Origin of the sequence: Rhodococcus sp. IEGM 1354 (assembly GCF_030056855.1) — a bacterium.
Taxonomy (GTDB): domain Bacteria; phylum Actinomycetota; class Actinomycetes; order Mycobacteriales; family Mycobacteriaceae; genus Rhodococcoides.
Map to the genome: position 1 here is coordinate 25491 of NZ_JASHKT010000020.1, position 12967 is coordinate 38457.

The window sequence follows — 12967 nt, forward strand, 5'->3', positions numbered from 1 at the left end:
CGTCTGACTCCGAAGTTTCAGCCGTAGTCCCTCGGAACCGACCTGGAGCGAACGAATCCGCCCCTCACGACACATCGTGAGGGGCGGATTCGTGTTCGGTCACTCCAGGTATGTCACTTGGGTAGGTCCTCGGACGCGAAGCCTCGGAACACGTTTTCGGTAAGGCGAGAAACGTTGTTGTCGTAGGAATTGTGCGACAGACTTCCACACCAAGCTATGGACCCCACGCCGAATACCGCACCACCGTTGGGATATTCGGTCAAAACCATATCGGCTCGGATCTCACCGTCCCAGATAGCTGACAGTTGAAATTCTTCGCTGAAGACAGCCCAGTCGTTGGTATCGAAGTCTTTGGCACTTGCCAGAACCATTGTGTGTTCGGGTGTCCCGATCAGTGGATTGGTCTGGCAGATCTCGAATCCTGCTGCTCCCCAACTATTTACGAGGCACGGAAACGCGCCGATCTGCTCGTCGTCTCCGATTCCTTCGAAGATGAAGGCGGCTCGAGAGTCGAAACTCGCTGCTTGTCGATCATAGGGTCGGCCGACACCGCCACCCTCTGCTATCGATCCCACACCGAGCCATCTCTGAGGGGCCCGTCCCCGGAAGCGCCACAGACCACCAGGTTCGCCGCTACTGCTGAGGGTTGCTTCGCCGGGTGCCGCATCCCAACAGCGCTGTGCGGGTCCGCTGCGGCGGATTTCTACTCCGGTACCCGTCGCTTCGTCCAGCGCTGTAACCCAGTACATTCCGTTGCCGGACAGGTACATGAATCTGCCCCCGCCGTTCACGTAAGCCTCACCGGCGTCGAGCATCGCTTCGGACCAGTATTCGTTGTGGCTCGCAGTCGACACCACCCGATAGTCGTTGAGTCGTGAGACTCCCTCGTGGTGTAGCTCGAGGTCGGTGATGATGTCGTATTCGAGGCCCTTCTCTTCGAGCCAATCGATGAGGTGAAGGTCTGCGTTGAACTGGTGTGGAGATCCTTCGCCGAGATCGAGAAATGGCATGTCGTACTTGGGGCGCATGTTCACGATCGGCCGCAACCATGATGAGTAGCACACACCGCTACCGTCGGTGTGCCGGTCATACAGGCTACGAAGTCCTGTGTCGACGACGTACTTGTCTTGAGCCTGTCGGGGATACCCGGGGAGCTGGCCGGAATAGACGCCGGTCGGTCCGAGCATCTGTTCGTTCGCGTACGCCAGGTAGCTGAAGACCGGAAGCAGGATTGCGATCTTGGCGCTCGGTCGACCGAGAGGTGGAACGACGTAGAACGGAACGTAGTCTTCGTGATCTCCCGAGGTGAGACGAACTGCGTAGACCCCACTCTTGAAATCCTTGGGTACCTCCCACTCGAACGAGGGGGACCAGCCGGCGTCCGACAGATCGTCGTCGTGGAAGTGAATGGCACCGTACTCGTGCGGTGCGTGCTTCCACGCCAGCTCCTGGCCCGTCCAATTGCGTCCTGTCACACCGCGCGTCGGCTTGTTGAATACTTCTCCATCATGGCCGTTGCCCGCGGCGTCAACTACTGACCAGGTGTTGATTCCCTGGGAGAAGTCCCACGATGCAACGGCGTCGGTCGGTGCTGAATCACCGTCGTTGCGCAGTGCGGAGAGCTCGTCGTCACTGAGGACGCGAGCAAAAATCTTCGGAGCGTCGACTTTGCCGTTGTAGAAGTTGTCGATTTCCCCGTCCGGGGTGTTTTCTGCGGCGATAAGTACGTCGCCCGCGCCCAACGAGCTGTTTGCCTCTATCGTCTCTTCGGAGTGGCCGCCCAATCCCAACGTTGCACCCTTACTCGGGTCGAGGCTGAGGCGGACGGATCCCGAGTTGGATTCGTAAACTGCCGAGACGAAGTACCACTGGTTGGCCCGCACGACCTGGTCCACCGACACCGATGCCGAGCCCAGACGAAGCGTCAGCCGTCCGTTCTCCAGGCGCAGGGCGAAACCGTCGCCGTTTCCTTTGGACAACATTGTCTGTACGGCCTTGGTGGGAAGCGTCGGGCAGATCCACATCTGTAGCGTGAAGTCCCGTGCCTCATCGAGCGCCGCGCTGGTCGGTGTCCGGATGAACGAACCCGGCCGAAGCTTCTGTTCGCCACCGTCGTACTCGCCGTCCAACGTGCTCGAGATGTTGACATCTTTGTATCCCGGCCCGGCTGGGTTCGTATCGCCGTGGATGAGCCGGACGAGCTGGGCCGAGAAGCGTCCGGGCTCAGAGCTCACCATGAAGGTGATCGCTGCTCCCGGCTCGACACTCAACTTGTCCGCGTATCCAACAACCTTCATGCTGTTCCTCCGCTGGCTTGCTAGCTGGACTTACGGGCCCGGGTCGGGACCGTACTTATTTCTCATTGGGGGCTATGACTTCGAGACTTCCCGATGATGAGCCTTCAATCTCACCTACGCCCTCGATGACGTGCAATCCCCCTGGTGTAAACCGTGTGCGGTAAACCGCTGACGAATCGTCACCGTCGCGAACACTCGCGTAGCTGTAATTCTTGTCATGACCGCTCATAACCGTGGGCTTGTTGGATTCGACCTGCCTTCTTGATGTAGAACTCATCAATCGATCGAAGCGAACGGCCGCAAGAGCGGTTCTCGGTCTTGCGAGATCGAGTTCTGCTGTGCACGGGAGTAAGTGGAACTTCAGATCTCCACTATGGGCTCCGAGACGTTTCTCGAACGGACGCGCCACGGCACCGGTTCATGACAGCCGGTAGCCATGAGCAATGTCGTCGGCACCGCGTATTCGGACGCGCCAGCCTGAGGTCCCTGCGTCGATGAGGCCTTGCCGAAAACCAGACCATCTCAGATCCGCCGAACATCGCTTCAGTGTTGCCGTTTACCGGCGGTGGTCAGCGAGCGCAGGGACCTGACTGCCACCGAGATGGCACTCAAGGACGGTCGCGATTCGACGCACACCTGGCCTATGGACCGGCGTGCCCGGAGCGACAGGTGGTTCGTCGAAGCCTCCCACCCCTCGAAGAGTTCCTTCAGGGTCTGATTCGATAGTGTTTCGGCACTGCGTGTAGAGGCGACACTGCGGGTCAGCTCGCTCAGTACGCCGTAGAGGTCTTCGCGGAGCGCGGTGCGGGCTAGCCGATCCCACTGGTCCGGCCGAGGAAGCAAACTCACTCGAGTCAAGAGGTAGTCGACGCGAAACTGTTCGGAGATGTAATGGTAGAGAACGGCTATCCGGTCGTCCTTTAGTTGGAGATCGTCGGCGATCTCCATGATGTCCAACAGAACGTAACCGTCGAGGTAAGCAGCTGCGACCTTCGCGAGGTCCGGTGTCGAGCCCATTGCCTCGAAGGCAAGCATGTTTCGGTCGAAACGGTCTCTTTCTTCCCCCACGAGGCGCGATGGTTCGTCAGGCCACAGCGCGGCGATCCTGGCCTTCGCGGGTTTTATAATCGTTTCGAGCGAGAAATCCGATGGATGGCGATTGAGGAACCATCGTGCTGCTCTGTCCAGGAGTCGCTGTCCTTCGTGGCGGATCGACGCGGTCAACAGCGGTGGCAGAGTAGATTCCTCGGCCTTGAGTCGCTCGCTGAACTCACGATGCCCGAAGACTTCGATTGCCGCAAGGTACGCCTTCACCACCAGATCCACTCGAGCTTCGGTCTCATCGACTGCACGGTAGATTGCGGTGATCCCGGCAAAGTTGATGACGTCGTTCGCGATCTGGTTCACGACGATGTCGTGGGCGAGCGGATGCGCGGCCACCCCGGTGGGGCTACTATACGGCCCGCGGGGCGGGAAAAAACGCCGAAGCGTCGCCGTGGATGCCGGGTCACTCGTCACATTGGTCGTGGCCAGGGCATTCTTGAGGTAGTTTTTCGCGCTGGCCATCAGTACGGCGAGCTCGGGACGAACCAACCCCGAGCCATTGCTCACCCGGTAGGCCAAATCCGATTCCGATGGAAGGGTATCGAGGGCTGGATCCACATACCCCTTTTCGGTAAGGAAACGCATCAGACGTCGATGCAATGGAAGGTTCTCTGACGCCCTGTGCGCTTCCATGGTGAGAAGGACGTTCTGGTCGTAGTTGTGGCTGAGAACAGCTGCTGCGACATCGTCGGTCATTGCACTGAGCAGATCGCTTCTGTTTTCCGACGCACTGCCGCTTTGGGCAGTTCCGGCTCCGAGGGCAATCTTGATGTTGACTTCGTAGTCGCTGGTGTCGACACCAGCAGAGTTGTCCACGGCATCGGTGTTGACGTGGATGCCTGCCAGCGCAGCTTGCACTCGGGCAGCCTGCGTCAACCCCAGATTACCGCCCTCTCCGACTGCTCCGACCCGGAGCAGATCTACGTCGATTCGAACACCGTCGTTGCTCCGGTCACCTACGTCCGAGTGAGACTCGTGGCCGGCTTTCACATAGGTTCCGATGCCGCCGTTCCACAGCAGATCGACCTTGCTCGACAGTATCGATCTGATGAGCTCGGCGGGCGTGAGCGAGGACGCGGTTGGGCTGAGATCCAGGGCTTTCCGTAGCGCGGGTGTCAGCGAAACCGACTTGGCTGAGCGCTCCACGATCAGCCCACCGGCGCTGAGCAGGCTGCGGTCGTAGTCTGCCCAGGACGAGCGAGCGAGTAGAGCCAGACGTTGCCGCTCACCGAATGCAGCCGCTGGTTCGGGGTTCGGGTCCACGAAAATGTGTCGGTGGTCGAAGGCTGCTATCAACTTCAGGTGCGGTGACAGCAGCATGCCGTTGCCGAAGACGTCACCGCTCATGTCGCCGATCCCGACGGCTGTGAATTGGTCCTTTTTCGGGTCGATCCCGAGTTCGAGTAGGTGGCGCTCGACGGAGACCCACGCTCCCCGAGCCGTGATTCCCATCGCCTTGTGGTCGTATCCTTGGGATCCGCCGGATGCAAAGGCGTCGTCGAGCCAGAAGTCGTAGGCACGTGCGATCTCGTTCGCACAATCGGAGAAGGTAGCCGTTCCCTTGTCTGCCGCGACAACGAGGTATGGATCGTCTTGGTCATGGCGTACCACGCGGTGCGGGCCGACAATCGCAGTATCCGCTCGATTGTCGGTGACATCGAGGAGTCCAGCAACGAACTGCTTGTACGCGTCCCTCCCTTCGCTGATCCATTCATCGCGATTGGTCGCGGGCGGAAGCCTTTTGGGTAGATATGCTCCTTTGGCCCCTGTTGGAACAATGACAGCATTCTTGGCCACCTGCGCCTTGGCGAGCGCCAACACCTCTGTGCGGAAATCCTCCCGTCTGTCGCTCCATCGGATACCCCCGCGGGCAACCTTGCCGAAGCGCATGTGCACCCCCTCGACGCGAGGACTGTAGACCCAGATCTCCGCAACGGGCGTCGGCTGAGGTAGACCGGGGATGCGAGCGGGCTCGATCTTGAAACTGACCTGGGATCGCGAGTCATTCTGGTGGATCCGTTGAAACGCACTGGTTCTGACGGTGGCTTGAATGATTGCCAGAATCGAGCGCAGGATGCGGTCCTCATCGAGACTGGACACCTTGTCGAGAGCGTCGACATAGCCTTCGATGAGAGCCGCCTCATTGTCCGTCCTGCTGGCCGAAACGCAGCCGGAATGACGATCCGGATCGAAACGCTCCTGAAAGATCTCCACTGCCAGTGCGCCTAGTTCAGGGTGAGACGCAAGCACATCGCAGATGTACTGCAACGAAAATGCAGCTTGAGTCTGACGTAAGTATGCCGCGATCGCGCGCACCCAGGTGACTTGTTGCCACGTAAGTCCTGCAGTGAGAACGAGGGCATTCAGCGCATCCGACTCGCACTCGCCCGTCCATACCGCTCGCACTGCGTCGATGAACTTGTTGTCCAGCTGGTGCTGATCGGTAGTGGCTTCACTCCACAGCGTGGCCCCTCGCGTACGAATTCCGAGATCGATTTCGTATGTTGTCTTCTCGGATGTTTCGATCTCGGCGGTGCGTTCATCGATGACTTCGAGCCCGAAGGCGGTGAACAATGGAAGGAGGTCGGACAACGTCGGAACGTACGAGCTCGACACTCGAACGCGGGCACCGTCGTGCATCGAAGAAGGTTCGCGATACAACTCGATCTTCGACAGACCGGCGTCGCCACCCTGTGGTGTGAATACCATGTCCGAGTCCCTAGAACTTGACCAGTGTAGAGACGTCGGACAACGAGCAGTTGGGCACCGAATCGTCCACGCGAAGTAGGAAGTTCAGCTTCTCGATGCGCTCACCCGATCGCGGAGCTCCATTCTTCTGGAACGGAACTCCGAGTCCGACCGAGAGGTCCATGACCACGTCGTCGATGACGCCGCCCGACCGGCCCGACGGAATCGAAAGCAATCCGTGATCCCGGCCGTAGGTGTAGCAATCCAGCGCTTCGGAAATTGTTCCGACCTGATTCGGTTTGAGAATGAACCCGTCCACTGCCGACAGCTCGACGGCGCGTCGAAGACGGTCACGGTTGGTGACGATCAGATCGTCCCCGAGGATGATTGTCTTCGGTATTTCGGTAACCGCCTGTGCGTACCCATCCCAATCGTCCTCGTCGAGCAGATCTTCGACGAACACCAGCGGAAATTCCTCGGAAAGCTGTCGCGTGTAGTCGATCAGTTCGGCTGACGACACCCGCCGGCCGTTGAGCTCGTATGTCTGCGCAGTCTTGTCGTACATCTCGGAAGATGCACAGTCCAAGGCGAACGCCATTATGTCGGCGCAGCCAGCACGTTCCACGGCCTCCACCAACACCTTCATTACTTCTCGCGGGTCCGCGAACGGCGCTGCGTAGCCGAAGGACGACGCGATCTGTGGTTTACGGCCCAGCTTTTCGGTCAACAGCTGATCGAGAACCTTGAATACCTTGACGCTCTTCTCGACGGCTTGCTGGATGGATTCTGCCTTGTACGGCATCACCAGAAACTCGTTGAACGGTTGTGTCAGGTCTCCGTAGCGGCCGCCGTTGATCATGTTGAAGCTCGGGATCGGGACCGTGCTGACCGCCGGAAGCCCCATCAGATCCGCCACATAAGTGTAGGTCGGTACTCCCGCGGCGGCGGCGGAGGCTCGCAGCAGAGCGATCGACGCGGAATAGATGGCGTTGCTCCCGAGCTTGCTCTTGTCCGATGTGCCGTCGAGGTCGATCATCTTCTGATCGAGCGCTCGCAGGTCGAGGTCGGAACCGACGAGTGCCGGAGCAATGTGATCGGTGACAGAGGCTACTGCGTGGTGCACGCTGAGGCCGTCGTATTCCGTGGGGTCTTCATCTCGCATGACAAACGCTTCGTGCACTCCCACCGAGCTACCGGTGGGGGCTGCGCCGAGCCCTACATGTCCTGTGTCGGTGCGAATTTCCACTTCGACCATTGGCCGGGTCTTGCAATCGAGCAGTTGACGGGCGATGACTGATGTGATCTTCATTTTTTGTCTCCGGGTTTACATCACGCGTCGAGCGCGGGAACATACAGGATGTTGAGGTCGCATAGATTGGTGCCGGTGTTGCCGGTGAGTACTGCGTCGCCGATCGCGGTGAGAGCCTCGTGGGTGGCGTGACCACGCAGTGCCGCATGCAGATTCACGCCGGCCTCGCGAGCGCGGGCGTAGCTGGTCGAGTCGCATAGACCACCCGCAGCCGACGTAGTTCCGTCGGTGCCTTCGGAGTCGATGGAAAGCATCGCCGCGCCTGGGGTGCTAGCTGCTGCAATGGCAAACGCAGCGACGAGTTCGTGTCCAGGACCGCCACTGCCTGTGATGAGATTGTTGTCGAGAATTTCGGTCGTGGTCTCGCCCGCTGACACCAGAACACACGGTGGTGTGATCGGGTTGCCGCTGGCCTGGATCTCGCGTGCTACCGATGCGAAGAACGTGCCAGCATCTTTACTCTCGCCTTCGAGGAACGAACTGACGATCATCGCCGACAGTCCTAGTTCCTCGGCGGCCTCTTTCGCGTATCTCACCGAGTCAGGGAGAGTATTCAAGAGGAAATATGTGTTGCGGGGAAACGACTTCGGTGTTTCACCCTCTTCCCCGACGTTCATCAGGTACGACACGATGCTGGACGGCAATCGCTCGGCGAGGTCATAGTTCTCGATCACAGCCCGGGCGTCGGCGAGCGTAGTGCGATCCGGACCGATGGGGGTGGACTTGTACTCGGCGTATGGGAGACCGATATCGTTGGTCGGGGGTGTACCGATGGCATCGGAGATGCCGAATCCGATGAGTTCCGCACCGACAGCGTCGATTCGCTTGGCGAGCATCCCGCCGTTCATCTGCGAGATGTGACGACGGATCGCGTTGATTTCGTATATGCCGGCACCGCTCTTGAGTAGAACGTCGGTGGCGTTCATCTCGTCTTGCAGTGTGATTCCGTCGATCGGGCAGCTCATCAAGGCCGAGGAACCCCCGGAGATGACGGCAATGAACAGATCGTCCGGACCCGAGGAATCGACCAGATCCAAGATCTCCCGCGAGGCCTCGTAGCCGACCTGGTTCGGGATCGGGTGACCCCCGACATACACCGAGGTCCGGTTGAAACGGTCGGTGTCCTCGGCCACCTTGACGATGGCGATGCCGTGGGTCAGTCGCTCGCCCAGCACCTCGTCGACCGCCATAGCCATGTGGTTGCAGGCTTTTCCGGCCCCGATGAGGTAGACGTTTCGTTTGGTGGACAAGTCCCATGTGCGAGTGCCGATGGTGAGGATGTCGCCGTCGAGACGCATGATGGACTTGATTCGTTCGTAGCCATCGAGTCGCGTCAGCACTCGGTCCGTGATCGACAGGACGATGTCCCGCGATCGGGCGTCGCCGAGGCCGACGAGGTCGTCTAGGTTCCTGATTTTGCTCATTCGGTTGGGGCCTTTCGTGAACAGGAGCATTCGGGACGTGGTCACGCTCCACCCGCCGACCGGCTCGCGTTCGATTGGAATGTGTCGGGCGGTCAGTGCCGTCCCAGCGCTGAGATTGCTTGGTCGTGGTTCTGACCCGTGGCATGGATCCGCAGCGATTCACTTGTGATCGCAGTGCATTTCGGGCTTGTCGAACGGCCGAGGCGACGAATCAATGGCGGTTGTAGCTTGCTGGAGAAAACGAATGAACTTCGCTATCTGCGGGATCTCCAGTGCGTAACTCGCATCGTGATCCGACAGTTGGTTGCTCGATCACCTTCAGTGCAGTGCATTTCGGCGAATCGATCAATTGGCCGGTTCAGTCCGTATGGGGAGATTCCCACAGGTTGAGTTCGGTTCCCACGCCCTTTTCCAGCGCAGTACGGTAGATCTCGTATCCCCACGACAGGTCGAAAACTGACATTCCGCACGCGATGAATACGATGCGTTCGTCGTCGGACACACGTCCGGGAACGGTCCCGCGGATAACAGATCCGAGATCGGCAAATTCAGCGAGGGGCGGCAACACTTCGTCGTCGATCAGGCGGTACAGCGGACCGCCGATGATGCCGTTGTAGGCCGCCTGCTTGTCCGGCGACGCGACTGCTTCCTCCACGTACGCCTCGTGCAGTGGAACGTGGTCCAGCACGACGCGGTTCTCTGTCCAGAATGCGTCATCCGGTGAAATCGGACCGGATATCAGGATTGTGGCACCAGCGGTGAACCAGGAATTTTCCACAACGAGCGGCTTGACTCGAGAGGCCGCAACGCTGACGATGTCGGCAGTCCCGACGGCGGTCTGCAGGTCGAGCTCAGCGACAGCCTCGACGCCGAATTCGTTGCTCGCCCACTTTGCAAATCCGGTAGCTGCTTCCTCGAAAAGGTCGTAGCAGTAGACTTTTTCGAGTTGCGGAAGTTGGCTGGCAATGCCCCGCAGGCAAGCGCGGTTGATCGGCCCACAGCCGAGAATGGCAACAGTGCGCGAGTCGGTACGGGCAAGATGGCGAGATGCCACCCCGGGAACGGCTCCGGTGCGCGCTGAGCTGAGCAGGTTCGCCGACATCAACGCGAGCGGCTCGCCGGTGTCCTTGTCGTTGAGCATCAACGTCAGCACCGAACGCGGTAGTCCCTTGGCTGTATTGGCGTGATTCGATCCGTACCACTTGTTGCCGCATACATCGAACCGTCCTCCGAGGTAGCCGGGCATCGCGACGAATCGACGGTCGGGTCCGGCAACAGGCATATTTGGGAACGAGCTCGACTTCGGGAAGACGACACCCATTCCGTGACTGTTGTGGTTCGGCCCGCCCATCAGATAGTCACCTGTAGCTAGGAGCTCGAACGTTTCTTGCGAGACGTCCACGCAGCGCGCAGCATCGAGGACGCCGGCGGCAATGCAGTCCGGTTCGGAAAGATACAGAAAATTGGTCGCTTTTCCCATGCGGGGGACTCCTCGAAAAACGGTCGGCGTGGCGTGAGTAGCTATCCGACCTGCGATTTGGGAGTCCCGAGACACCGTTGGCTCGGGACTCACTCAATCTTCATCGCCGACGAGCATTCGGTCCAGCGCACGTTTTTCGACTATAATCATCGAAAAAGCTGAATGATTGGAACTACCATGCTGAATCTCCACCGTATGCGTCTACTCGTCGAACTCAGTCGCCGTGGAACGATCGGACAAGTCGCGGAGGCGTTGTCCTACAGCGCATCAACCGTGAGCCAGCAGCTAGGTCAGCTCGAAAACGAGGCCGGCGTGCCTCTGCTGGAGCAAGTAGGACGTCGAGTCCGCCTGACGAACGCGGGCGAGCTCCTCGTCCGTCACGCCGAGGGGATACTTCAACAGGTCGAGCGTGCACAGGCCGCGTTGGCGGCAACCCGCTCGGACATCGTCGGTGAAGTGCGCGTCGCAACGTTTCAGACGGCTGCCATGACACTGATACCGCGAGTACTGGAAGAGATGAATGTCCGACATCCAGACCTGACGTTGTACCTCACAGAAATACAACCCGATTCTGCAACCTCCGCGCTGCAAGCCGGCGAATTCGACCTCATCCTCGGAGAGGAATATCCGGGCTACGACCAACCACAGATATCTGGCATCGACCGCAAGATGCTCTTCGAAGATCCAATGCGTATCTACGTTGCCGACAAATGGAAGCCGAACCGGGACAGAAAAGAACTGGCCGACTTCGCGGACGTCCCCTGGATCCTCGAGCCCAAGGGCAAGCCCGCGCGTGACTGGGCCGAAACGGCCTGCAGGGCGGCGGGGTTCGTACCACGGGTTCGATTCGAGTCCGCGGATTTGCTGGTTCTTGCCCGGCTGGCCGAGACCGGGCACGGCGCAACATTGCTACCGGACCTGGTGTGGGACGGCTATCGCCCGCAAGCTCAGTTCGTATCGATCGCGTCCAAACCGGCCCGCCAGGTCTACACAGCAGTACGCACCGGTGCAGAGGCACGACCGGTCCTGGTCGAACTGAGGAACATTCTTGTCTCCGTGTCCGACCGCAGGATAGACGTCGTGCAATAGCCCCACCCGGCCGGGCATTCGGTATCAAAGCAGGGTGTAGGCCTTCGTCAGGACCTCACGCAGTATCTGCTCCATCTCGTCGAACTCTGATTGTCCGCACGTCAGTGGGGGAGCCAACTGAATCACGGCGTCGCCGCGGTCGTCGGGGCGACAGTACAACCCGGCGTCGAACAGGGCCGACGGGAGAAACTGCTTGACGAGACGTTCGCGCTGTGCGGCGTCGAGCTTTCCCTTTGTTGCCTTGTCTGTGACGAGCTCGATGGCCCAGAAGTAGCCATCCCCGCGAACGTCGCCCACAATGGGGAGGTCGAGGAGCTTGCCGAGAGTCATCTCGAACCCGGCCTCGTTGTCGAGGACGTGCTGATTCAGGCCCTCCCGTTCGAAGATGGCCAAGTTGGCCAGAGAAACCGCCGCAGACACCGGATGGCCGCCAAATGTGTACCCGTGAGCGAAGGCGGTGGTCGTATCGGCAAGGAAAGGCTCGATGACGCGTTCCGATGCGATCATTGCACCAATTGGGCTGTACCCCGATGACATGCCCTTTGCGCACGTGATGATGTCGGGTGTGTATCCGAACTTGCTGCACGCGAACATAGTTCCGTGGCGACCGAATGCGCAGATTACCTCATCGGACACCAGCAGGACATCGTACTTATCGCAGATTTCCCGAACCCGCCTGAAGTACGAGGCAGGAGATGTGAGGCATCCCCCCGAGTTCTGAACGGGTTCGACAAACACGGCGGCGACCGTTTCCGGGCCCTCGAACAGGATGGCCTCCTCGATACGAGCAGCCGCCCACAGCGCGTGTGCCTCTCGATCGTCCGAGTGTGCCTCCGCACGATAGAAATTAGTGTTCGCGGCGCGGAAACCGCCTGGTGCCAATGGCTCGAACGCTTGCTTCATCGCGGGTACACCGGTTATTGCGAGCGCCCCGTGAGTCGTACCGTGATACGCGGTTGCTCTACTGATCACTTTGTGCTTCAACGGCTTACCGATGAGCTTGTAGTGCTGCTTTGCGACTTTCCACGCACTTTCGACGGCCTCGCCTCCGCCGGTAGTGAAGAACACACGGTTCAGATCGCCCGGAGTATAGGTCGCAAGTCTTTCGGCAAGCTCGATCGCTGGAGGCGTTGCGTAACCCCACACCGGAAAGTAAGCGAGCGTGGTTGCCTGAGCTGCCGCTACCTCTGCGAGTTCGCGGCGACCGTGACCTGCTTGCACAACGAACAGGGCTGACAATCCGTCCAGAATTTTGCGACCCTGCGAGTCGTATATGTAGTTGCCTTCGCCTCGAGTGATGACTGGGACTTCCCGATCATCGAACGAGCCCATGCGCGTGAAATGCATCCAGAGGTGGTCTTGCGCGGCTGCAGGTATCGTTCCCCCGCGATACGCAGGACTGACTGCGGTGAAACTCTCGGTAGTCATCTTGGCTCCTTGTTTCGTCGGTCACTGGGATAAACGGGCGATCTGGCATTTCAGGTCGTCGTAACGCGGCGGCCTTTTTTGATGGCCTCGAATACCTTCGGGTCGACGAGGGTGGAGACGTCGCCGAGTTCGCGGCCTTCGGCCACGT

At 59.6% G+C, this 12967-nt stretch carries 7 protein-coding genes; 1 reads left to right on the forward strand and 6 read right to left on the reverse strand.

Translation table 11 applies throughout. The features are described 5' to 3' along the window. Positions 1 to 113: 113 nt before the first annotated feature. The 5 genes from QM588_RS24965 to QM588_RS24985 form a co-directional block, all read right to left on the reverse strand. A complete protein-coding gene (locus QM588_RS24965) occupies positions 114 to 2297 on the reverse strand; it encodes a N,N-dimethylformamidase beta subunit family domain-containing protein (protein WP_283317324.1) in 2184 nt (727 codons plus the stop codon). Positions 2298 to 2840: 543 nt separating this feature from the next. After that, entirely contained in the window at positions 2841 to 6110 is a 3270-nt protein-coding gene (locus QM588_RS24970; protein WP_283317325.1) for an NAD-glutamate dehydrogenase domain-containing protein, read from the reverse strand. A gap of 10 nt (positions 6111 to 6120) precedes the next feature. Further along, a complete protein-coding gene (gene eno / locus QM588_RS24975) occupies positions 6121 to 7398 on the reverse strand; it encodes a phosphopyruvate hydratase (protein WP_283317327.1) in 1278 nt (425 codons plus the stop codon). A gap of 20 nt (positions 7399 to 7418) precedes the next feature. After that, positions 7419 to 8822, reverse strand: a complete 1404-nt coding sequence (locus QM588_RS24980) for a glycerate kinase type-2 family protein (protein ID WP_283317328.1) — start codon at positions 8820 to 8822, stop codon at positions 7419 to 7421. 358 nt (positions 8823 to 9180) lie between these two features. Then, positions 9181 to 10302, reverse strand: a complete 1122-nt coding sequence (locus QM588_RS24985; RefSeq protein ID WP_283317329.1) for a tyramine oxidase subunit B — start codon at positions 10300 to 10302, stop codon at positions 9181 to 9183. A 177-nt stretch (positions 10303 to 10479) separates the two neighbouring features. Here QM588_RS24985 and QM588_RS24990 point away from each other — a divergent pair, with 177 nt between their 5' ends. Continuing rightward, positions 10480 to 11391: a LysR family transcriptional regulator gene (locus QM588_RS24990; RefSeq protein ID WP_167329747.1), complete on the forward strand. Its 912-nt coding sequence runs from the start codon at positions 10480 to 10482 to the stop codon at positions 11389 to 11391. 24 nt (positions 11392 to 11415) lie between these two features. Here the strand turns inward: QM588_RS24990 and QM588_RS24995 are convergent, their stop codons facing one another. Then, positions 11416 to 12819 (reverse strand): aspartate aminotransferase family protein, encoded by a 1404-nt coding sequence (locus QM588_RS24995; protein WP_283317330.1) that lies wholly within the window; start codon positions 12817 to 12819, stop codon positions 11416 to 11418. Positions 12820 to 12967 lie beyond the last annotated feature (148 nt).